Source organism: Pseudomonas sp. WC1, assembly GCF_050586565.1.
Taxonomy (GTDB): domain Bacteria; phylum Pseudomonadota; class Gammaproteobacteria; order Pseudomonadales; family Pseudomonadaceae; genus Aquipseudomonas.
On the sequence record NZ_JBOBDQ010000031.1, the window covers coordinates 18,898 to 41,013 of the forward strand.

General features: G+C 66.7%; 21 protein-coding genes and 1 pseudogene. 13 read left to right on the forward strand and 9 right to left on the reverse strand.

Annotated features, from left to right (window positions below; all coding sequences use genetic code 11):
- Position 1: 1 nt before the first annotated feature.
- The 4 genes from ACQ4OD_RS15300 to ribBA all read right to left on the reverse strand — a co-directional run bounded on the left by ACQ4OD_RS15300 (position 2) and on the right by ribBA (position 4,193).
- Positions 2-808 (reverse strand): ABC transporter permease, encoded by an 807-nt coding sequence (locus tag ACQ4OD_RS15300; RefSeq protein WP_110701623.1) that lies wholly within the window; start codon positions 806-808, stop codon positions 2-4.
- Positions 809-814: 6 nt separating this feature from the next.
- Complete coding sequence (locus ACQ4OD_RS15305) at positions 815-1,732, reverse strand: ABC transporter permease (RefSeq protein WP_111532250.1); 918 nt, start codon at positions 1,730-1,732, stop codon at positions 815-817.
- Positions 1,729-2,754, reverse strand: a complete 1,026-nt coding sequence (locus tag ACQ4OD_RS15310) for an ABC transporter substrate-binding protein (RefSeq protein ID WP_094011077.1) — start codon at positions 2,752-2,754, stop codon at positions 1,729-1,731. The genes ACQ4OD_RS15305 and ACQ4OD_RS15310 overlap by 4 nt, the downstream gene beginning before the upstream one ends.
- A 326-nt stretch (positions 2,755-3,080) precedes the next feature.
- Positions 3,081-4,193, reverse strand: a complete 1,113-nt coding sequence (gene ribBA / locus ACQ4OD_RS15315) for a bifunctional 3,4-dihydroxy-2-butanone-4-phosphate synthase/GTP cyclohydrolase II (RefSeq protein WP_430944530.1) — start codon at positions 4,191-4,193, stop codon at positions 3,081-3,083.
- A 78-nt stretch (positions 4,194-4,271) separates the two neighbouring features.
- Here ribBA and ACQ4OD_RS15320 point away from each other — a divergent pair, with 78 nt between their 5' ends.
- A complete protein-coding gene (locus tag ACQ4OD_RS15320; protein WP_139670174.1) occupies positions 4,272-4,565 on the forward strand; it encodes a DUF1330 domain-containing protein in 294 nt (97 codons plus the stop codon).
- Here ACQ4OD_RS15320 and ACQ4OD_RS15325 read toward each other — a convergent pair whose 3' ends face one another.
- The gene (locus tag ACQ4OD_RS15325; protein WP_232968116.1) at positions 4,566-5,654 is read right to left on the reverse strand and encodes a TerC family protein; all 1,089 of its coding nucleotides are present in this window, start codon (positions 5,652-5,654) and stop codon (positions 4,566-4,568) included.
- A 303-nt stretch (positions 5,655-5,957) separates the two neighbouring features.
- On the opposite strand from ACQ4OD_RS15325, the gene ACQ4OD_RS15330 reads away from it, so the two are divergent.
- Positions 5,958-8,192, forward strand: coding sequence for a TonB-dependent siderophore receptor (locus tag ACQ4OD_RS15330; protein ID WP_430944531.1), 2,235 nt, complete (start codon positions 5,958-5,960; stop codon positions 8,190-8,192).
- 41 nt (positions 8,193-8,233) lie between these two features.
- On the opposite strand, the gene gspI is transcribed toward ACQ4OD_RS15330, so the two are convergent.
- Positions 8,234-8,614: a type II secretion system minor pseudopilin GspI gene (gene gspI, locus ACQ4OD_RS15335; RefSeq protein ID WP_198755243.1), complete on the reverse strand. Its 381-nt coding sequence runs from the start codon at positions 8,612-8,614 to the stop codon at positions 8,234-8,236.
- A 147-nt stretch (positions 8,615-8,761) separates the two neighbouring features.
- Here gspI and gspG point away from each other — a divergent pair, with 147 nt between their 5' ends.
- The 7 genes from gspG to gspF are packed head-to-tail and all read left to right on the forward strand — an operon-like array spanning position 8,762 to position 16,576.
- A complete protein-coding gene (gspG, locus tag ACQ4OD_RS15340) occupies positions 8,762-9,208 on the forward strand; it encodes a type II secretion system major pseudopilin GspG (protein WP_038705895.1) in 447 nt (148 codons plus the stop codon).
- A gap of 6 nt (positions 9,209-9,214) precedes the next feature.
- Entirely contained in the window at positions 9,215-10,165 is a 951-nt protein-coding gene (gene gspK / locus ACQ4OD_RS15345) for a type II secretion system minor pseudopilin GspK (protein ID WP_258598215.1), read from the forward strand.
- Positions 10,162-11,082 (forward strand): type II secretion system protein GspL, encoded by a 921-nt coding sequence (gspL, locus tag ACQ4OD_RS15350; RefSeq protein ID WP_258598213.1) that lies wholly within the window; start codon positions 10,162-10,164, stop codon positions 11,080-11,082. Before gspK ends, gspL begins: the two co-directional genes overlap by 4 nt.
- Complete coding sequence (gene gspM / locus ACQ4OD_RS15355; protein ID WP_139670182.1) at positions 11,072-11,593, forward strand: type II secretion system protein GspM; 522 nt, start codon at positions 11,072-11,074, stop codon at positions 11,591-11,593. The genes gspL and gspM overlap by 11 nt, the downstream gene beginning before the upstream one ends.
- The gene (gene gspD, locus ACQ4OD_RS15360; protein ID WP_139670184.1) at positions 11,590-13,953 is read left to right on the forward strand and encodes a type II secretion system secretin GspD; all 2,364 of its coding nucleotides are present in this window, start codon (positions 11,590-11,592) and stop codon (positions 13,951-13,953) included. Before gspM ends, gspD begins: the two co-directional genes overlap by 4 nt.
- A complete protein-coding gene (gspE, locus tag ACQ4OD_RS15365) occupies positions 13,950-15,371 on the forward strand; it encodes a type II secretion system ATPase GspE (protein ID WP_430944532.1) in 1,422 nt (473 codons plus the stop codon). Before gspD ends, gspE begins: the two co-directional genes overlap by 4 nt.
- Positions 15,371-16,576, forward strand: a complete 1,206-nt coding sequence (gene gspF / locus ACQ4OD_RS15370) for a type II secretion system inner membrane protein GspF (RefSeq protein WP_430944533.1) — start codon at positions 15,371-15,373, stop codon at positions 16,574-16,576. The genes gspE and gspF overlap by 1 nt, the downstream gene beginning before the upstream one ends.
- Before the next feature lie 62 nt (positions 16,577-16,638).
- On the opposite strand, the gene ACQ4OD_RS15375 is transcribed toward gspF, so the two are convergent.
- Positions 16,639-17,691, reverse strand: coding sequence for a cytochrome D1 domain-containing protein (locus ACQ4OD_RS15375; protein ID WP_430944534.1), 1,053 nt, complete (start codon positions 17,689-17,691; stop codon positions 16,639-16,641).
- Positions 17,692-17,958: 267 nt separating this feature from the next.
- On the opposite strand from ACQ4OD_RS15375, the pseudogene ACQ4OD_RS15380 reads away from it, so the two are divergent.
- Positions 17,959-18,033, forward strand: a pseudogene (locus tag ACQ4OD_RS15380) (hypothetical protein); the annotation flags it as partial.
- On the opposite strand, the gene ACQ4OD_RS15385 reads toward ACQ4OD_RS15380, so the two are convergent.
- Positions 18,014-18,940, reverse strand: coding sequence for a LysR family transcriptional regulator (locus ACQ4OD_RS15385; protein ID WP_430944535.1), 927 nt, complete (start codon positions 18,938-18,940; stop codon positions 18,014-18,016). The pseudogene ACQ4OD_RS15380 and the gene ACQ4OD_RS15385 sit on opposite strands and share 20 nt — an antisense overlap.
- Positions 18,941-19,027: 87 nt before the next feature.
- Between ACQ4OD_RS15385 and ACQ4OD_RS15390 the strand changes: the two genes are divergently transcribed.
- Positions 19,028-19,333, forward strand: a complete 306-nt coding sequence (locus tag ACQ4OD_RS15390) for a putative quinol monooxygenase (protein WP_139670194.1) — start codon at positions 19,028-19,030, stop codon at positions 19,331-19,333.
- Positions 19,334-19,346: 13 nt separating this feature from the next.
- Positions 19,347-20,201: a type 1 glutamine amidotransferase domain-containing protein gene (locus tag ACQ4OD_RS15395; RefSeq protein ID WP_277503570.1), complete on the forward strand. Its 855-nt coding sequence runs from the start codon at positions 19,347-19,349 to the stop codon at positions 20,199-20,201.
- Positions 20,202-20,314: 113 nt separating this feature from the next.
- Here ACQ4OD_RS15395 and ACQ4OD_RS15400 read toward each other — a convergent pair whose 3' ends face one another.
- Entirely contained in the window at positions 20,315-20,803 is a 489-nt protein-coding gene (locus tag ACQ4OD_RS15400; protein ID WP_277503572.1) for a signal peptidase II, read from the reverse strand.
- 196 nt (positions 20,804-20,999) lie between these two features.
- Here ACQ4OD_RS15400 and ACQ4OD_RS15405 point away from each other — a divergent pair, with 196 nt between their 5' ends.
- Positions 21,000-22,046: a class I SAM-dependent methyltransferase gene (locus ACQ4OD_RS15405; RefSeq protein WP_198755233.1), complete on the forward strand. Its 1,047-nt coding sequence runs from the start codon at positions 21,000-21,002 to the stop codon at positions 22,044-22,046.
- The last annotated feature ends 70 nt before the right edge of the window (positions 22,047-22,116 follow it).

Sequence of the window (22,116 nt, forward strand, 5' to 3'; positions counted from 1 at the left end):
GTCAGGCGTTTTCGGCGCGCCGGCGCAGGGCGGCGGCAATGAACATCACAAGCAGGGACAGGCCGATCAGCAGCGTCGAGGCCACCGCGATTACCGGGCTCAGGTCCTGGCGCAGGGTGGTCCACATCTTCACCGGCAGGGTCTGCAGGTCGGGGCTGGCCATCATCACGCTCAGCACCACTTCGTCCCAGGACACCAGGAAGGCGAACAGGCCGCCGGCGATCATGCCCGGGCGGATCGCCGGGAAGGTCACCTTGACGATCGCCTGCAGGCGCGAGGCGCCGCAGATCACCGCGGCGTCCTCGATGGACTGGTCGAACAGCTTGAGCGAGTTGATGATCGAGATGATGGTGAAGGGCAGGGCGACGATCACGTGGCTGACCACGAAGGCGAACAAGGTGCCGGTGTAGCCCAGCTTGAGGAACAGCGCGTACACCGCCACGGCGATGATCACCAGGGGCACGATCATCGGCATGGTGAACAGCCCGTACAGCAGCTCGCGGCCCGGGAAGCGACCGCGCACCAGGGCAAAGGCAGTGGGCAGGCCGAGCGCCACGGCGGCGAAGGTGGTGAGCAGCGCCACCTTGAGGCTGGCCAGCGCCGCATCCATCCACTCGGGGTTGGCGAAGAACTGCGCGTACCACTTCAAGGTCCAGCCTGGTGGCGGGAACACCAGCCACTGCGACGAGCCGAACGACAGCAGGATGATGAACACCACCGGCAGCAGCAGGAAGGCGGCGATCAGACCGGTGGTCAGGTACAGCCCGGTGCGCAGTGGGCGACCCATGGCATTGGGGGAAAGCAGCATGGCGGTTTACCTCGCGTTGCCGACCGGGGACTCCGGCTGCAGCTTCAGGTACAGGTAGAAGAGCACCAGGGTGATCACCACCAGCAGCGCGGCGGCGGCGCTGGCCAGGCCCCAGTTGAGGAACGACTGCACCTGCTGGATGATGAACTCGGGCAGCATCATGTTCTGCGCGCCGCCGAGCAGGGCCGGGGTGACGTAGTAACCGAGCGACATCACGAACACCATCAGCGCGCCGGAGAACAGCCCCGAGCGGCACAGCGGCAGGAACACCTTCCAGAAGTTGGTCCAGGGGCTGGCGCCGCAGATCGAGCCTGCCTGCAGCACCATCGGGTCGATGGCGTGCATGGTCGCCTGCAACGGCAGGACGATGAACGGGATCATGATGTAGCTCATGCCGATCACCACGCCAGTGAGGTTGTGCACCATCTCCAGCGGCGCATCGATGATACCCAGTGCCATCAACACCTTGTTGATCACCCCCGAGCTCTGCAGCAGCACCAGCCACGAGTAGGTGCGCGCCAGCAGGCTGGTCCACATCGACAGCAGCACGATGTTCAGCAGCCAGCGGCCCCAGCCCTTGGGCACCAGGGTGATCGCCCAGGCCAGCGGGAAGCCCAGCAGCACGCTGATCAGGGTGACCAGGCCGGCCACCGAGAAGGTGTTGAACAGCACCCGGGCATAGGCCGAGTTGGCGAACAGCTGCGCATAGTTGCCAAGGCCCGGCTCGGGCTCCAGCACCCCGCGCAGCAGCAGGCCGACTAGCGGGGCGAAGAAGAACAGGCCAAGGAACAGCAGCGCCGGCAGCAGGTTGCGGCTGCCGCGCCAGCGTTGGCTGATGGGCGGGCGACGCTCGGCCGCCCCGGGCGCGCCGGTGCCGCTGGGGGCACCTTGCGCGTTGTGCAGGGCATTGATGGCGACTTTCATTTGACCAGCCACTCATTCCAGCGGGCGGCGATGGCCTGGCCGTTCTTCGCCCAGTAGGCGAAGTCCAGGGTCACCTGGTCCTGGGCGTAGGCAGTCGGCAGGTTCGGCGCCAGGTCTTTGTCGAGCTTGGCCACGCTGTCGACGTTGACCGGGGCGTAGGCGGTCTTGTTGGCGAACTCGGCCTGGCCTTCGGCGCTGCTGGCGTTGGCCAGGAACTTCATGGCTGCGTCCTTGTTCTTCGCGCCTTTGGGGATGACCAGGAAATCGGCCATGACCAGGTTCTGCTTCCAGCTCACGCCGACCGGCGCGCCGTCCTGCTGCAAGGCATACACGCGGCCGTTCCAGAACTGTCCGAGCGAGGCTTCACCCGAGGCCAGCAGTTGCTGCGACTGGGCGCCGCCGCCCCACCAGACGATGTCTTTCTTGATGGTGTCGAGCTTCTTGAAGGCGCGGTCCAGGTCCAGCGGGTAGAGCTTGTCTGGCGCCACGCCGTCGGCCAGCAGGGCCAGTTCGAGCACGCCGGGGCTGGGCCACTTGTACAGGGCGCGCTTGCCGGGGTAGGTCTTGGTGTCGAACAGGGCGGACCAATCCACCGGTTTGTTGGCGCCGAGCTTGCCCTCGTTGTAGCCGAGCACGAAGGAGAAGAAGAACGAGCCGACGCCATGGTCGGAGACGAAGCGGGGGTCGATCTTGTCGCGCTGGATCTGCTTGAAATCGAGGGGTTCGAGCAGGCCTTCGCTGGCGGCGCGCAGGGCGAAGTCGGCTTCGACATCGACCACGTCCCACTGCACGTTGCCGCTTTCGACCATGGCCTTGAGCTTGCCGTAGTCGGTGGGGCCGTCCTGCACCACCTTGATGCCGGACGCCTTGCTGAAGGGTTCGGCCCATGCGGCCTTCTGCGCATCCTGGGTGGTCCCGCCCCAGCTGACGAAGTTCAGGCTGTCGGCCGCCTGGGTGGCCTGGCAAGCCAGGGTCAGCAGGCTGGCGGACAGCACTGCGGTTACTCGTTTGCTCAACAGCATGGTTACGCCCTCGTTGCTTTTGTTATTCGAGGCGGGCTTCTGTCGCCCGCCAATCATGTTCGGGGAGCAGCGTCAAACGGGTGGAGCGTGGCCGTCATGTCAGTGTAGGTACGGCCGGCAGAATCAAGGTCTACGGAATGTCATATTATGGTATTCCAAACTTTTCGCAAGAGGTCGGCGCTGACCGGCCATCACTCCGCGTGGCGACAGGGCCGCTTTGCGGCCCATCGCCGGCAAGCCGGCTCCCACAGATACGCTGCGGGTCTCAGGAATTGCGAGGTCCCTGTGGGAGCCCGCTGACAGGCAGTGCTTGCAGCCCCGTGAAATCAATTGCCCTCGAACGGAATGCTCTGCACCACCTCCAGCTCGTACCCGGCCAGCCCGGCGTACTTGAGTGGCGGCCCCAGGTGGCGCAGCTTGCCCACGCCCAGGTCCTGGAGAATCTGCGCGCCGGTGCCGACCTCCGAGTAGACCTTCGACTGGCCACGCTGGTAGGGCCGGGCCGGCTGAGTCAGTTGCGGCACGCGTTCGAGCAGGGCCTGGGAGGATTCATGGTTGGCCAGGATCACCACCACCCCGGCACCTTCCTCGGCGACCTTCTGCAGCGCCGCCCACAGCGTCCAGTTGGCCGGGCCTGCGTACTCGGCGCCAACCAGGTCGCGCAGCGGGTCGATCACATGCACGCGCACCAGGGTGGGCTGCTCGCGGCGGATCTCGCCCATGACCATGGCCATGTGCACGCCGCCTTCGATGCGGTCTTCGTAGGTCACCAGGCGGAAGTTGCCGTGCACCGTGGGCAATGCGCGTTCACCGATGCGCTTGATGGTCTGCTCGGTGCTCAGCCGGTAGTGGATCAGGTCGGCGATGGTGCCGATCTTGATGCCATGCCGGGCGGCGAACACTTCCAGGTCGGGCCGGCGGGCCATGCTTCCGTCGTCATTGAGCACCTCGACGATCACCGATGCCGGGCTGAAGCCTGCCAGGCGGGCCAGGTCGCAACCGGCCTCGGTGTGCCCGGCGCGGGTCAGCACGCCGCCTTCGCGGGCACGCAAGGGGAATATGTGGCCGGGCTGTACCAGGTCTTCGGGGCGGGCGTCGGCGGCCATGGCCGCGGCCACCGTGCGTGCCCGGTCGGCGGCGGAAATGCCGGTGGTCACACCGCTGGCGGCTTCGATCGAGACGGTGAAAGCGGTACCGAACATGCTGGCGTTGCTTGGCACCATCTGCTCCAGGCCCAGGCGCTGGCAGTGCTCGTCGGTGAGGGTCAGGCAGATCAGGCCACGCGCCTCGCGGGCCATGAAGTTGATGGCCTGGGCGTCGCAGCGCTCGGCGGCGATCAGCAGGTCACCTTCGTTTTCCCGGTCCTCGTCGTCCACCAGCAGGACCATCCGGCCCTGGCGGTAGTCGTCGAGGAGTTCTTCGATGTTGTTGAAGGCCATGTTGCACGCTCATACTGGTCAGGAAAGTTTTATGGTATACCATAATACGATAATGACCATGCAACCGGAGCGCGACGAATGAAGGCCTACTGGATCGCCCATGTGGACGTCACCGACCCCGAGCAATACCTGCAATACACCCAGCGCGCCCCGGCGGCGTTCGTCGCCTTTGGCGGGCGCTTCCTGGCCCGGGGCGGGCGCAGCGAAGCGCTGGAGGGGCGGGCGACGCCGCAGCGCAGCGTGGTGATCGAGTTCGATTCCTATGAGCAGGCCGTGGCCTGCTATCGCTCGGACCTGTACCAGGAGGCCTGCCGCCATCGCCAGGGGGCGGCGATGGCGCAGGTGATCATCGTCGAGGGGCTCGTGCCCTGATCAGACCCGCAGGTGCGGGCCTTTCTTCTCGGCAATGTTGTCGGCGGCAATGGCGGTCGGCTTGTTTTCTGTGGGCAGTGGTTCGTCCTGTGCTGGTTGTTGTTCGGCCGGTTGCTGCTGATTGCGTGTGCGCAGCAACGACAGCAGCACGCCGCCGAGCAACAGCCCGAACGTGACCCCCAGCGAAATGCCGGCCGGCACCTTGCCCACCAGCCCGTGCCAGAAGATCTTGCAGCCGATGAAGATCAGCACCAACGCCAGGGCGTACTTGAGGTAGACGAAGCGGTGCATCAGTGCCGCCAGGGCGAAGTACAGCGAGCGCAAGCCGAGGATGGCGAAGATGTTCGAGGTGTAGACGATGAACGGGTCCTGGGTGATGGCGAAGATCGCCGGCACGCTGTCGACGGCGAACACCAGGTCGGCCAGCTCGATCAGCACCAGGGCCAGGAACAGCGGTGTGGCATAGCGGATGGCGCGGTCCGTTCCCGGCGGCGTGAGATGGACGAAGAAGTGCCGGCCATGCAGCTGGTCGGTCACCCGCATGTGCCGGCGCACGAAGCGCAGCACCGGGTTGTTGGCCAGGTCCGGGTGGGCATCATCCTTGGACAGCGCCATCTTCACTCCGGTGAACAGCAGGAAGGCGCCGAAGATATACAGGACCCAGGCGAAGTGCTGTACCAGCGCGGCGCCCACGCCGATCATGATCGCCCGGAGCACCACCACCCCGAGGATGCCCCAGAACAGCACGCGGTGCTGATAGCGGCGGGGGATGGCGAAGAAGCTGAAGATCATCGCCATGACGAACACGTTGTCCATCGACAACGATTGCTCGACCAGGAAACCGGTGTAGAACTCCAGCGCCGGCTGCGCCCCGAGTTCATACCAGACCCATACGCCGAACAGCACGCCGACGCTGAAGTAGCCCGAATACAGCAGCAGGCTTTCGCGCATCTCGATCTCGCGGTCCTGGCGGTGCAGCACACCGAGGTCGAGGACCAGCAAGGCGATGACGATGGTGATGAAGACCAGCCACAACCAGGCGCTGGTACCGAGAAAAGGCGTGAAAAGAAAAGTGTGCAGAGCTGTCATGAGCCCCTCCTTGATTGTCGACGTTGCATGGCAACAGTGATTCCGACATGGCGGCGCAAACCGTCAGAGGGGCCCGGCATCACATGCCATTGAGCCTAGTCGCGTTCGCCGGGGTTGCCGAATGGCAGGCTGTTACATTTCTTTGCCTGGATCCAATCAATGCGAAATATTCGCAATTGTAAAAAATTCGTAAAAACCCTAGGATGCGCCGCAGCCGTCGCAGAACGGGCGCACAACCACAACAATCGCCAGTGATTAGCCCCACCTGCATCAAGCAGACACAACAACTAGGGGTCGACAAGCGTGCAACGACAGCACTCTCTGAACACGGTTCAAAGGGCAGGGAACGCCACCACCGTCCGCCAGCGCCATCCGCTGGCACTGGCCATCCTCGCGGCAAGCCTCGCCGCGCCGGCCGGCCCGGCCTGGGCCGAAACCGCCAGCGGCAAGGGCACCCTGGAGCTGGGCGCCACCGCCATCACCGATACCGCGCTGGGCGAGACCACCGAAGGCAGCGGGTCCTACACCACCGGCGCCAGCCGCACCGCCACGCGCATGGCCTTGTCGCCACGGCAAACGCCGCAGTCGGTCACGGTCATCACCCGCCAGCAGATGGATGACCAGAACCTCACCAGCATCAGCGATGTGCTGGGCAAGACGCCTGGCGTCACCGTCACCAAGCTCGACAGCAACCGCGCCAGTTTCAAGGCCCGTGGCTTCGACATCGACAACTTCCAGGTCGATGGCATCCCGGCGGCCTTCCGCTTCGGCAATGGCATCGACCAGACCGACCTGGTGATCTACGACCGGGTCGAGGTGCTGCGTGGCGCCACGGGCCTGCTCAGTGGCTTCGGCAGCCCGTCGGCGACCGTCAATCTGGTGCGCAAGCGGCCGACCCGCGAGTTGTCCGGCTATGTATCGCTCGGCGCCGGCAGTTGGGACACCTACCGTGGCGAGTTCGACATCGGCGGCGCGCTGACACCGGACGGCAATGTGCGCGGGCGCCTGGTCACGGCCTACGAGGACGGCCAGTCGTTCATGGACAACCTGTCCGAGAAGAAACAGGTGATGTACGGCATCGTCGAGGCCGACCTCAGCGATGACACCTTGCTCAGCGTCGGCCTGAGCCGCCAGAGCAACCGCCCGGAAGGTTCGTCCTGGGGGCCGTCGACACCTTTGCTGGACAGCCAGGGCAACCGCTTTGGCATGGCGCGCTCGTTCAACCCCGGGGCCAAGTGGAGTGCCTGGGACAACACCGCCGACAACCTGTTCGTCACCCTCGAGCAGCGCCTGGCCAACGACTGGACGCTCAAGGCCTCGGCCACTCGCAGCGAGACCGATGCGCCGATGCGCCTGGGTTCGGCTGCCAGTGGCTACCCCGATGCCGCCACGGGAGCCGGCATGGGCGTGTGGCTGGGCCGCTACCGCTACCAGACCGACCAGAACGCCTACGACCTGTACGCCAGTGGCCCGTTCCAGTTGCTGGGGCGTGAGCACGAATTGGTAGCGGGTATTTCCCACCGCGACGTGCGCGCCCATGAAAGCAACTGGCCGTTCCTTTTCGGTGGCGCCAACATCTACCAGTGGCGCGGCGAGTTCAGCGAACCCGACTGGGGGCGTCCGCTGTCGAAGGTCGATACCCGTGTGCAGGAAGACGCGGCCTACCTGACCGGCCGCTTCAAGCCCACCGACAAACTGTCGGTGATCCTCGGTGGTCGCCTGTCCAACTGGCAGCTCGACAGCACCCGCCTGGACACCACTAGCGGCCAGCGCAGCAAGACCCAGGACCTGGAAGAGAACGGCGTGGTCGTACCCTATGCCGGCGTGGTCTATGACCTGGACGACAGCTGGTCGGTGTATGGCAGCTACACCAGCATCTTCAAGCCGCACGAGACCGAGCAGGACGCCAACGGCAAGATGATCGAGCCGGAGGAGGGCGACGCCTATGAGCTGGGCCTGAAGGGCGAGTTCTACGACGGGCGTCTCAACGCCAGCCTGGCGCTGTTCGAGGTACGCCAGGACAACCTCGCTGAACTCGACCGCACCGACCCGTCCACCAACCGTGGCATCTACCGGGCGATCCAGGGCGCCAAGACCCGTGGCTTCGAGCTGGAAGTGGCGGGCGAGCTGACCCCGGACTGGCATGTGCAGGGTGGCTTCACCCACCGTATCACCCGCGATGGCGAGGGCGACAAGATCTCCACCATCGAGCCGGAGAACCTGCTGCGCCTGTCCACCACCTACCGCCTGCCGGGGGTGTGGAACAAGCTTACCGTGGGCGGCTCGGCCAACTGGCAGAGCAAGATCTGGAAGGACCTGGACAGCCCGGTGGCGGCGGGCGAGACCATCCGCTACACCCAGTCGAACTACCTGACCCTGGATGCGCTGGCGCGGTACCAGGTGACCGAGCAGTTGTCGGTGACCCTCAACGGCAACAACCTCACCGACAAGAAGTACTTTAACAACCTGGGCTTCTACAACGGCGGTTACTACGGTGACCCACGCAACTTCATGCTGACCACCCGCTACGCGTTCTGAGGGGCTGGTACCCGCCACGGGGGAGCGGGCACGCCCGCTTCTTACGTGGAGGGCGCAGCCTCGGCGCCCCCGAGCAACGTCTGCAACCGCGCCAGCGCCGGCCCTTCATGCTGGCGGTCGAACACCTGCAGCGACACCTCCAGCAGCCCTTGCCGCGAGCGCGACACGCGCTGCTCGCAGCGCAAGCGCAGGCGGCCCTGGTCGCATTCGAACTGCCTGATGCCTGGCCTGGCGCTGCCTTCCAGGCGCAGTTCGGCCAGGCGTCCCTGGGCGGCGAGCAAGGCCAGCGCCTTGTCGCGCAACAGCCCGTTCCCCTGGGTCATCAAGCCGCTGGCGCGCACGGCGGCGGCCATGGCCACCGCCACAATGGTCAACGCCACCAGCACTTCGATCAGGGTGAAACCATCCTCGGTGGCACGCACAGGGCACCTTTCGCGCAAGGCAAAGCAGCATTGTAGAGCGGCCCGATGACGCTTTGACGACGCCGACTCCCGAGCTTTTTCAATATCCGTGACATACCGTCTTGCCACAATCGGCCCCCGATTCGAACTCACGCAAGGAATGCCGAGATGCAGATCGCCCGCCGCAACCTTCCCGCCCGCCGCTTGCGCCAGCAGGGCTTCACCCTGATCGAGATCATGGTGGTGGTGGTGATCCTCGGGATTCTCGCGGCGATGGTGGTGCCCAAGGTGCTCGACCGCCCCGACCAGGCGCGCGCCACGGCGGCCCGCCAGGACATCGGCGGGTTGATGCAGGCACTGAAGCTGTACCGCCTGGACAACGGCGCCTACCCGAACCAGAACCAGGGCCTGAAGGTGTTGGTGGAGAAGCCGGCACAGGCCAAGGATGGCCAATGGCGTGCCTACCTCGACCGCCTGCCCAACGACCCCTGGGGCCGCCCTTACCAGTACCTGAATCCGGGCGCCAACGGCGAGATCGATGTGTTTTCCCTGGGCGCCGACGGCCAGGCCGGGGGCGACGGGGTGAACGCCGACCTCGGCTCCTGGCAGTTGTGACCGGCCATGGCGCGCCAGGAAGGCATGGCCGTGATCAGTGCGCTGTTGATTGCCGCGGTGGTGGCGGTGATCGCCGCAGGCATGATCGAACGCCAGGGGCTGCAGACCCGGCAGATAGAGAACCGCCAGATGGCGCTGCAGGGACAATGGGCTCTGGAAGGCGGCCTGCAGTTGAGCCGTCGGGTGTTGTTCGAACAACGCCTGCGCGATCCGCTGGTACGTGGTGGCCAGCCCTGGGCGCGACCGATGCGCGATGTGCCGTCCGGTAGCGTGCGCTTTGACGGGCAGCTGGAGGATGAGCAGGGCAAGTTCAACCTGCGCAACCTGGTAGTCGATGGCCAGGTGGACAGCGAGGCACTGGCGGCCTTCCAGCGCCTGTGCGCGCTGATCGGCATCGGCGAGCGGCTGGCCACGGCCATTGCCGGGCAGGTGATCGACAGCTACCCACGGCGCCCGCCGGTATCCCCCAGCAGTGCCGGTCAAGGCCTGCAAGGCGGCCGTGCGACCTCGCCGGCCGTTGCCGCCGAGCCGTTGCCGGCCAGGCGCCCGATGCTGCGCAGCGTCGATGCCCTGGCCCGGCTCAAGGGCATGGATGGCCAGGCCCTGCAACGCCTGCGCCGATTCGTCACGGTACTGCCGGCGCTGACCTGGATCAATGGCAACACCGCCAGCGCCGAAGTGCTTGCCGCGCAGGTGCCGGGGCTGTCGCTGCAGCAGGCCATGGCGCTGGTGGCCGAGCGCGACAGTGGGCGCTGGTTCATCAACCGGGGCGATTTCGTCAACCGTTTGCGCATGCCGCAGCTGGCCATGGCCAATGTGCGGGTGGGGATCAACAGCGACTGGTTCCGCCTGCGCGGCCAGGCGCGCCTGGGCAGCCGTGAACTACCCCTGCAGGCGCTGCTGCGCCAGCGCGAGGGGCAGTTGCCGGATGTCATCTGGAGCCGGGTGGGCGCATGAGTACGCTGGTTGACGTGCAGCTGCCGCCGTTGGCGGAGCTGGAGGATGCCTCGCTGCTGGATTACCGCCAGGCCGAGCGTGGTGGCCAGGCCACCCGCGCGCAGTTGCAGCGCCAGGCCAAGGGCGCGCCCTGGCGCCTGCACCTGCATGCGCACGACAGCCTGGCCCTGGCCCTGGCCTTGCCACCGCTGACGGGCAAGCGGTTGAGCGCGGCGGTGGGCTGCGCGGTCCAGGGGCTGGTGCTTGGCGATGTCGGGCAGGTCCATGTGGCGCACGGGCCGCGCCAGGCTGATGGGCAGGTCGCCGTGGCCTGGCTGGGCCTTGCGCAGATGGCGCGTCTGCAGGCGTGGCTGCAGGCCGATGGCATCCGCGTGGCCGGGCTGTTCGCCCGGCAGGACGATACAGCGTCGTCGGTCGATTTGGCCGGCGGGCTTGCCGGGCCGGTGAAATCGCCAGCGATGGGACGCACCTTGGCGATCTGGGGCGCGGCGGCAGTGATCTGGTGCCTGGGCTTGAACCTCTATGCCGCGCACCTGGCCGACGAGGGCGAGCGGCTGCGCGCCTACATGGTCGCCCAGGTGCGCATGGCCTTCCCGCAGTTGCCGGTGGTTCTCAACCCGTTGCAGCAGGCGCGTCAGCAACTGCAGGGCGGGCAGGGCGGCGCCGGCTCGGGGCTGGCGGCCTTGCTCGACGGCGCCGGACAGGTCATGCCGTTCCTCGCGGGTAATGTCGAGGCACTGGACTATCAGGATGGCGTGCTGCGTCTCACGCCCCTGGACGATGGTGGCAAGGCCCCGGCGGACAGCGCCTGGCAGGCCGACCTCGCCGCACGCGGCATCGAGGGCCAGGCCAGTGGGCAAGGCTGGACCCTGAGGGCAGCCAACCCATCCGGTGAGGAGCTGGCCCATGTCGATTAAGGCCCGCCTGGGCCTGCTGCGCGGGCAGGGCCGGCAACGCTGGCAAGCCCTGGCCGCGAGGGAGCGTCGTGCGGTCGCCCTGGCAGGCGGCTTGCTCGGCGCGCTGTTCTGCTGGCAGGTACTGCTGCTTCCCGCCCTGGCCCGGATCGACCACTGGCAGGCCGAAACACCCAAGCTGCGCAGCCAGGCGCAGGCGCTCGATGCCTTGCTCGGCGAGCGCCTGGCACAACGGCCAGCGGATACCACCCAGGCTTTGCGCCAGAGCCTGGAGCAGGCTGGCCTGCTGGCGCAGTCACAGCTCGACGGCGAGGGCGATACCTGGCGCCTGGGCTGGCAGCGGGCCCCCGCGGAAGCGGCCATGGCCTGGCTGCAGGCAGTACCACCGCGCCTCGGGCTTGGTGTTGGCCAGCTGGCGCTGCGCCGAGACCCGACCAGCGGCCCAGGCAGCCCGGTGACTTTTTCCGGAACCCTTCGCATGACTCAGGCGCATGGCGCTAAGGACCCTTCATGACGTGCCTCCGTTCACCGCGATTGCCGTTCGCGCCCTTGCTCCTGGCCCTGGCGCTCAGCGCCTGTGCCAGCGCGCCGAGCGTGCAACGCCCCCTGGCCAGCAGCGAGCTGGGCCGCCCGCTGGCCGAAGCCGGTGCCACGGCGGGCACCCTGGATCACCGCGAACCGCAGAGCCGCCCGCTGCAGCGCCAGGCACCGCCTCGCGTCGGCCAGCGCCACAGCCGCGCCGTGGCCGCACCCGCGCCAGCCAATCCACTGGGCGACCAGCCGGTACAGCTGAACTTCGTCGATGCCGATATCCAGGCAGTGGTGCGCGGCCTGTCCCGCGCCACCGGTCGCCAGTTCCTGGTCGATCCACGGGTCAAGGGCCAGCTGACCCTGGTTTCCGAAGGCGAGGTGCCTGCCGCCAAGGCTTATTCCATGCTGCTGTCGGCCCTGCGCATGCAGGGCTTCAGCGTGGTCGATGTCGGCGGCGTGGCCCAGGTGGTGCCCCAGGCCGACGCCAAGTTGCTCGGCGGCGCGCTGGTGAGCGGTGACCGCGACGCCGGCAACGGCATGGTCACCCGGACCTTCCGTCTGCAGTATGAAAATGCCGTCAACCTGATCCCGGTGCTGCGCCCGATCGTCTCGCCGGACAACCCGATCAACGCCTACCCGGGCAACAACACCCTGGTCGTCACCGATTACGCCGAAAACCTCGAGCGGGTCGCGCAGATCCTCGATCGGGTCGACATCCCCAGCGCCATCGACACCGATGTGGTGGCGATCAACAACGGTATCGCCAGCGACATCGCCAGCATGGTCAATGAGCTGCTCGACAGCCAGGGCAGCGACCCGACCCAGAAGATCAGCGTGCTGGGCGATCCGCGCTCGAACAGCGTGGTGATCCGTTCCGGCAGTCCCGAACGTACCCAGCTGGCCCGCGACCTGGTCTACAAACTCGACAATGCGCAGAACAGCGCCGGCAACCTGCACGTGGTGTACCTGCGCAACGCCCAGGCCGACAAGCTGGCGCAGAGCCTGCGCGGGCTGCTGACCGGCGAGAGCGACAGCGCCACTGCCGACGGCACGCGCGCGCTGCTCAGCGGTGGCGGCATGCTCACCGGCGGCAGTGGCAACGGCAACAGCGCCAGCACCGGCAATAACACCGGCATGCAGAACAACAGCACAACTGGCAGCCAGAACCGCGGCAACGGTCTGGGCGCCGGCAGCACGCCGAACGGCTACGGCGCCAGCGCGCAGCAGAACGACCAAGGCACCGCGTTCTCCGCTGGCGGCGCGACCATCCAGGCCGACAAGACCACCAACACCCTGCTGATTTCCGCCCCCGAGCCGCTGTACCGCAGCCTGCGCGAGGTCATCGACCAGCTTGACCAGCGCCGCGCCCAGGTGGTTGTGGAAAGCCTTATCGTCGAGGTCGGCGAGGACGACGCCAATGAATTCGGCATCCAGTGGCAAGCCGGCAACCTTGGCAAGAATGGCGTGTTCGGCGGCGCCAACCTCGGTGGCAGCGGGCTGGTCAAGGGGCCGAGCAGCATCGACGTACTGCCGAAGGGGCTGTCGGTGGGCGTGGTCGATGGCACGGTGAAGATCCCCGGCATCGGCGAGGTGCTCGACCTCAAGGTGCTGGCCCGTGCGCTGACCAGCAAGGGTGGCAGCAACGTGCTGTCGACACCCAACCTGCTGACCCTGGACAACGAGGCGGCGAGCATCTTCGTCGGCCAGACCATCCCCTTCGTCAGCGGCCAGTACGTCACCGATGGCGGCGGCAACAGCAACAACCCATTCCAGACCATCCAGCGCGAGGAAGTGGGCCTGCGCCTGAACGTGCGGCCACAGATCTCCGAGGGCGGCACGGTCAAGCTCGACGTCTACCAGGAGGTCAGCAGCGTCGACCAGCGCGCCTCCAGTGCCGCCGGCACGGTGACCAACAAGCGCGCCATCGACACCAGCATCCTGCTCGACGATGGCCAGATCATGGTCCTCGGCGGGTTGCTCCAGGACGGCTACACCCAGAGCAACGAAGGTATCCCGTGGCTGTCCGGGCTGCCGGGGGTCGGCGCGTTGTTTCGCAGCGAGCGCCGGGCCAGCACCAAGACCAACCTGATGGTGTTCCTGCGCCCGTACATCGTGCGCGATGCCGCGGCCGGGCGCAGCATCACCCTGAACCGCTACGACTTCATCCGCCGTACCCAGGGCAACCTCAAGCCCGAGCATTCCTGGGCGCTGCCGGACATGGACATGCCGCTGCTGCCGCCGGTGGAGCAGGGCGTGCCCGACCAGGGCCGCGCGCGGCCGGTGTCATCTCAGGCACCACGGGCCTCGATCCGTGCCGTGCCGGTGGACGAGGTGGCCCGTTGAGCCGCCTGCCGTATGCCTGGGCCAAGGCCCAGCGGGTGGTGCTGCAGGTCGATGACGAGGCGAGGGCGGTACTCTCGTGTTGCCCTTCGAGCCCGGGCTGGGCGTTGGCAGAGGTGCGTCGGCGCTTTGGCCCGGTGGCTGTCGAAGCGGTGACCGATGCGAACATGGACGCCTTGCTGGTCAGCGCCTACGCCGATACCGGCAGCGCTGCGGCGGTGGTGGGCGCGGCGGAGAACGAAGTGGACCTCGACCGCCTGCTGCAGGACATCCCGGAAGTCACCGACCTGCTCGAGGCCCAGGACGACGCGCCGGTGATCCGCATGATCAACGCCTTGCTCACCCAGGCGGCCCGCGACCAGGCCAGCGATATCCATATCGAGCCATTCGAGAGCCACTGCCTGGTGCGCTACCGGGTCGACGGCACACTGCGCGACGTGGTCTCGCCGCGCAAGGCGTTGCACGGCGCCCTGGTGTCGCGGATCAAGATCATGGCGCAGTTGGACATCGCCGAGAAGCGCCTGCCCCAGGACGGCCGCATCGCCCTGCGCGTGGCCGGGCGGCCCATCGATATCCGCGTGTCCACCGTACCCACCGGCCATGGCGAGCGCGTGGTGATGCGCCTGCTGGACAAACAGGCCGGGCGCCTGCGCCTGGAGGCGCTGGGCATGGACGCCGCAGTGCTGGCGCGGCTGGACCAGTTGATCCGCCAGCCCCATGGCATCGTGCTGGTCACCGGCCCCACCGGCTCGGGCAAGACCACCAGCCTGTACGCTGCGTTGGCGCGGCTGGATGCCAGTGTCAGCAACATCCTCACCGTCGAGGACCCGGTGGAATACGACCTGCCGGGGATCAGCCAGATCCAGGTCAACGCGCGCATCGACATGAGCTTCGCCGTGGCCCTGCGCGCCATTCTGCGCCAGGACCCGGACGTGATCATGATCGGCGAGATCCGCGACCTGGAGACCGCGCAGATTGCCGTGCAGGCCTCGCTGACCGGGCACCTGGTGCTGGCCACGCTGCACACCAACGATGCTGTGTCGGCGGTCAACCGCCTGGTCGACATGGGCGTCGAGCCGTTCCTGCTGGCCTCGGCGCTGCTCGGCGTGCTGGCCCAGCGCCTGGTGCGGCGCCTGTGCCCGCACTGCCGCGAGCCCGACCCAGCCGCGCCCGGGCAGTACCGGGCGGTGGGCTGCGCGCATTGCAATCACTGTGGCTACAGCGGGCGCACCGGCATCCACGAGCTGTTTTGCGTGGACGACACCGTACGCGCCCTGGTGCATCAGGGCGCCGATGAACAGGCCCTGCGCGCCGCCGCCCGGGGCAACGGCATGCGCAGCATGCGTGAAGACGGCCAGCGTTGGGTCGACAGCGGCAGCACCTGCCTGGAAGAGATCCTGCGCGTGACACGGGATGCCTGATGAACCGTTATCGCTATGAAGCCGCCGACGCCCAGGGGCATATCGTCAAAGGGCTGCTCGAAGCCGACAGTCCGGGCGCCGCGATGGCGCAGCTGCGCGGCCTGGGGCTGACCGCGCTGGAGGTCGAGGCCCAGGCCGCTGTCGGGCAGGGCGCGGGCCTGTTCAGCGCCAGGCTGAGCGATGGCGACCTGGCCTGGGCCACGCGTCAGCTGGCCAGCCTGCTGGCCGCCGGCCTGCCGCTGGAAGCGGCGCTGGGCGCGACCCTGGAGCAGGCCGAGCGCAAGCATGTGGCGCAGTTGTTGGGGGCGGTGCGCGGCGATGTGCGCAGTGGCATGCGCCTGGCCGACGCACTGGCGCAGCGGCCGCGGGACTTCCCCGAGATCTACCGGGCACTGGTGGCGGCGGGCGAGGAGTCCGGCGACCTGGCCCAGGTGATGGAGCGCCTGGCCGACTACATCGAGGAGCGCAACACCTTGCGCGGCAAGATACTCACCGCGTTCATCTACCCCGGCGTGGTCGGGCTGGTGTCGGTGGGCATCGTCATCTTCCTGCTCAGCTACGTGGTGCCGCAGGTGGTCAGCGCCTTCACCCAGGCACGCCAGGACCTGCCCGGGCTGACCCTGGCGATGCTGGCGGCCAGTGACTTCGTGCGCGAATGGGGCGTGCTGTGCTTCGCCCTGATGGCCGGGGCGGTCTGGGCCTGGCGGGTCTACTTGCGCGCCCCGGCGGCGCGCCTGGCCTGGCACGCCCGGATCCTGCGGCTGCCGTTGTTTGGCCGTTTCGTGCTGGGCCTGAACACGGCACGCTTTGCCTCCACGCTGGCGATCCTCGGCAGCGCCGGGGTGCCGCTGCTGCGTGCGCTGGAGGCGGCGCGCCAGACCTTGGGCAACGATCGCCTCGACCAGTGTGTCAGCGAGGCCGCCGCGCGGGTGCGCGAGGGTGCCGGGCTGGCCTCGGCGCTGGCGGTGGAAAAGGTCTTTCCGCCGCTGCTTATCCACCTGATCGCCAGCGGCGAGAAGACCGGCAACCTGCCGCCGATGCTCGACCGCGCCGCCGACAGCCTGGCCAAGGACATCGAGCGCCGCGCCATGGGCATGACCGCGCTGCTCGAGCCGCTGATGATCGTGATCATGGGCGCGGTGGTGCTGCTGATTGTCATGGCGGTGCTGATGCCGATCATCGAGATCAACCAGCTGGTGCAGTGAGGGGGTGAGCCATGGCCCGAGCGCTCGGTAAAGGCGCCTCCCGCGAGGCGCCTTTGCGGTGCTCAGCTCTCTTCTTTCGGCTGCACCACGATCGCCAGGGCATCCGGCTCGGGGCCGGCTTTCCAGCGTGCCTTCTCGGTCCAGTTGGCGGTGCTGATCACCGCGACTTCGTCGCCGCCGCTGATCGCCACATAGACCCGCTTGCCATCCGGCGAGACCACCGCGCCAATCGGCAGCGCCTTTTCGCCGAGCATCGTACGGCGGTATTCGGCGCCTTCGCGCGCCAGGCCGATGCGCTTGATCTCTTTCTTGGCCACCACATCGATCACCGCCAATTCCGCCGACTTGGCGCAGGTGACGAGTGCATACTTGCCATCCGGGGTCATCGCGACGCGGATCGGGAACAGGCCGGTGCGGATACGGTCGGTGACTTCCAGGCGCTTGCTATCGACGATGACCACTTCGTTGCCGTCGCGGTTGCTGACCCATACCTGGGTGCCGCTGGGGGTTACCGCCACGCCTTCGCTGCCGGCGCCTGTGGGGACCTCGGCGATTTTCTTCTTGTGCAGCAGGTCGACCACCGACAGCGTGCCGCTCTCGACATGGCTGACGTAGGCGCGGTCGGCACCGGGTGATAGCGCCACCATGTGCGGTTTGCCGCCACCGACGTCGATCCGGTCGAGCACTTTGCCTTGGGCCAGGTCGACCACCAGCAGACGTTCGCTGGCTTCGCTGGTGACCACCACACGCTGGCTGTCGGGCAGGAAGCGAATGCCATGGGGGCGGGCGTCTTCGCCCAGGTCGATGGTGCGCACGACCGTCCGGGTCGGCCAGTCGATCACGCTCAGGCTATTGTTCGCCGTGCCTTGCGCGCCGTAATTGCCAACCACTGCGAGCAGGCCATTGCCACTGACCACCACCTCGTGGGGGCCGGTGCCTACCGGCAGGCGGATGATTTCCTGGCCACTGCCAGTGTCCAGGGCTGACACGCTGGCGTCGGCCTTGTTGCCGACCAGCAGCACGTCGTCGGCATTGGCCAAAGTGGAGCAGGCCAGCAGGGCACCGGCCAGGGCCAGCAGGCGGAAGGGGGGTGTGAATGTCATGGGGTAGGGCATGTCCAGTCTCCTTGAAGGTGTGATCCTTGTTGCATGCACTGGCTGTGACCCGTCGGGCCGCCCGAGAGTTTCAGTGGACATGTGCAGCCGCAGGGGCAGTGCCGGCGGGTCCAGACTTGAGTTCGGGCCGGTTGCAGACAAGGCCCGATCATCCATCCCACCACCGCCTCCCGGACCGGACGTCGCCGACGGTGGCCTTCTGGCAGAGGAGGGCAGGTCATGGACGAGGCAAGCCTTCATGAGTTCATGGGTAAGCTGGTGGGCGATATGGGAGCGGTGGTGCTGCTGATCGTCATGGCGGTGCTGATGCCGATCATCGATATCAACCAGCTGGTGCAGTGACCTGCTGCGCCACCTCCCATACCTGTTGCCGGAACCAGCGACGCAAGGGGTCGACGTGGGTACGCGCGTGCCAGATTTGCATCACTTCCACCCGAGGCAGCGCCAGGGGCAGGGTGTGCAGGCGCAGGCCGGGGTCGCGCTCGACCGCTTCGATGGCCAGCGAGCGCAGGCAGGTGAGTAGCAGGTCGGTGCCGCGCACCAGGCGCGTAGGGGCAATGAAGCTGGACAGGCCGGCCACCACCCGACGTTGCCGACCAATAGCCCGCAGGGCGTGATCGACCCGGCCATCGAGGTCGCCGGTGAGTGTGGTCAGCAGATGCTCGCAGGCCAGGAACGCCTCCAGGCCCATGCCCTCGGTCAGGTGTGGGTTGTCGGCGGCGGCCAGTACCACGAAGTCCTCACTGAGCAGGCGCTGTTGATGGAAGGTGTCCGGCAAGCCGTTGTAGAAACCGGCGATGGCCAGGTCGCAGGTGCCTTTTTCCAGCGCCTCGCGTGGCAGGTTGCCCTGGGTGTTGTGGGTGATCAGGGTCAGGTTCGGTGCCTGGGTGCGCAGGATCGGCAGTAGCCTGGGCAGCAGGGTCTGCTCCAGGTAGTCGGTGCTGTAAAGGTGCACCTGGGTCGGGCGGGAGAGGAAATCATCGCCGTCGCAATCCCTGTAGAAGTCCTGTAGCTGTGCAACCAGTTGCTGTATCCGGGGCGCCAGTTCATGGGCCCTGGGCGTTGGCGTGAGGCCACGCGGCGCACGCACGAACAAGGGGTCGCCGAACTGCTGGCGCAGCTTGTTGAGCTTGTGGCTCAGGGCGGGCTGGCTGAGGGCCAGCCGTTGCGCTGCATGGGAGGCATTGCGCTCTTCATAGAGCACCTGGAACAGGTGCAGCAGGTTGAGGTCCTTGTTGCTGATATTCATAAAATGAATCACAGGAATAAGTGCTTTCGAATTATCGAATCATAACGCGCTGGTTAGGATGGGCCCAACTTGTTGAGGGAGACGCCCGTGACCATTGCCATCTTCGCCACTATCCAGCCGCATCCTGAACACCGTGAGGTCACAGAACAGGCCTTGCGCCTGATGGTGGAGCAGACCCGCGCCGAGCCCGGCAACCTGCGCTATGACCTGTTCGTCCGCGAGGGCGAGGTACTGGCGTTCGAGCTGTTCGAGCTGTATGTCGATGCCGCCGCCGTCGAGGCCCATCGCAACAGTGCCCATTACCAGGCCTATCGCGCCGCCAGCGCCGGCTGGTTGGCCGCGCCGACTCAAGTCCAGCTTGCCCACGGGCTGGATATCGCGCCATTCAACTGATCAGGAAGACACCATGAACATGATTGCTCCCGTCGCGCTGGCACTGGCTGGCACTTTGCTGGCCGGTCAGGCCGCCGCCGCTGTGAAGGGTGAGGTACTGGTGCTGTTGTCCAGCGAGAACCAGCTGCAGCTCAAGGACGGTAAACCGTACCCCACCGGTTACTACCTCAACGAATTCGGCGTGCCTGCCGACCAGTTGCTCAAGGCCGGCTACAAGCTGGTGCTGGTGACTCCCAAGGGCAATGCGCCGAGTGTCGATGAGCGCTCGATCGATCCGATGTACTTCGGCGGCGATGCCCGCGAGATGCAGCGTATCCGCCAGGTGGTCGACAGCCTGCCGGATATCGACGACACGCTGTCGGTGAAGGAGGTACTGGCGGGCGATATGGGCCGCTATGTCGGGATCTTCATCCCGGGTGGCCATGCGCCGCTGATCGACCTGGCCAACAACCCCGACGTCGGTGCCCTGTTGCGTCACTTCCACCAGGCCGGCAAGCCCACGGCTGCCATTTGCCACGGCCCGATCACGTTGCTGTCTGCGCAGCAGGATCCGGTTGCCTACCGCGCCGCGCTCGCTCGTGGCGAAACCCCGGCGGCCAGCGACTGGACGTACCGGGGCTATCGCATGACCATTTTCTCTGACCCTGAGGAGCAGGTGTTCGAGGGCTCACTCAAGGAGCAGCGCCTGCAGTTCTATCCCGCCAAGGCCATGGCCGGCGCAGGAGGCGACATGAGTTATGCCCAGGCCTGGCAGCCCCATGTAGTGGTCGATCGTGAGTTGATCACCGGGCAGAATCCGTTTTCCGACAAGGCGTTGGCCAAGGCGTTGCTCGAGCAGTTGGAGAGTGTCGGTAGTCGCAAGAACTGAGCGAGTGCAGCTGATTGAGGCCTTGCGGATGCTGGCAGGGCCTCGGTCATTCAGGTGCGCAGGCTTTGCCTCGCTTGGGGCGGCCCGCAGCACGGCCCATTGGCGAGGCGGGATCAGCCTTTGCTCGGCCGGGTAATGCCGTCCACCACCAGCACCGTGGCACCGGCCATGATGGCGATGTCGGCCAGGTTGAACACGCCGGTGTGCAGGGTGCCGATGTTGAGGACCAGGTAATCGACCACGTGGCCGTCGCGAAACACCCGGTCGATCAAGTTGGACAGCCCGCCCACGGCGATGAACCAGGCCGCGCTGGCCTTGACCGGTGCCGATTGCCAGTGGCGCCAGGCCCAGACCATGGCCCAGGCGCACACCACGCCGACGGCGACCACGAACACCAGTTGCTTGAGCCACGGAGCCAGCCCGGCGCCGAGGCTGAGGAACGCTCCGGGGTTGAGGCTCAGGGCCAGGTCCAGCCAGACGCTCTGGTTGCCATAGACATAGCTGTGATTGTTCAGGGCGACCAGGGCGATCAGTTTTACCCACTGGTCGAGAATGATGAAGGCAACGCCCAGGGTGAGGACGAGGGTACGGCTGGAAAACATGCTGACAGTTCCTTTAGGCATCGCGAATGCGGTCGTCCGCCGTCGGCGGGCAAGCTTGCGGCGCGGCGAAGATAGCGCAGGCGGGTCTAGACTTAAAGCCCGGGTCGGTTGCAGATGCGACCCGATCAACCATCCGACCACCGCCTACCGGACCGGACGTCGCCGACGGTGGCCTTCTGGCAGAGGAGGGCAGGTCATGGACGAGGCAAGGCTTCACGAGTTCATGGGCAAGCTGGTGGGCGACATGGGGGCGGCGGCGACGCTGGCCAATGTCATCCTTGGGGATGAGCTGGGGCTGTATCGGGCCATGGCCGACAGTCAGCCAGTCACGCCCGAGGCCCTGGCCGCGCGCACCGGCTGCCAGCCACGGCTGGTACGCGAGTGGCTCAATGGCCAGGCCGCGGCGGGTTACCTGGTGCATCACGATGGACAGTTCACCCTGCCCGAGGAGCAGGCCATGACCTTGGCGCTGGAAGATTCGCCGGCCTACATGGCCGGCGGCGCCTCGGTGCTGGCGGCACTGTTCCATGACAAGGACAAGCTGGTGGCAGCCATGCGCGGCGATGGCGCCCTGGCCTGGGGCGATCACCATCCATGCATGTTCAGTGGCACCGAGCGCTTCTTTCGACCCGGCTACCGAACGTTCCTGGTGGCTGATTGGCTGCCGGCTCTGGACGGGGTGGTGGAAAAGCTGCAGGCCGGCGCCCAGGTGGCCGATGTCGGCTGTGGCCATGGTGCCTCGACCATTGTCATGGCCGAGGCGTTTCCCGCCTCGCGCTTCATCGGCTACGACTACCATGCGCCTTCGGTGCTCACCGCCAGCGAGCGCGCGCGTGACGCAGGCGTGGCCGAGCGGGTCGGCTTCCAGCAGGCGTCGGCCAAGGACTATCCCGGCCACGATCTGGACCTGGTGTGTTTCTTCGATTGTTTACACGATATGGGTGACCCGGTGGGCGCGGCACGACACGCCTATCAGGCGCTCAAGGACGATGGCACGGTGATGCTGGTGGAGCCATTCGCCGAGGATACTCTGGACGCCAATATCAACCCGGTGGGGCGCTTGTTCTACGCGGCTTCGACGTTCATCTGCACGCCGAACTCACTGTCGCAGGAAGTGGGGTTGGGATTGGGGGCGCAGGCTGGGGAGGCTCGGTTGCGGGCGGTGTTCGAGGAGGCGGGGTTCAGGCACTTCCGGCGGGCGACGCAGACGCCGTTCAACTTGATACTGGAGGCCAGGAAGTAGCGATTTGCCGGTGCTAGCGCTATCGCGGGGCAAGCCCGCTCCCTCAGTTAGATCCCACAAACAGAAGGGG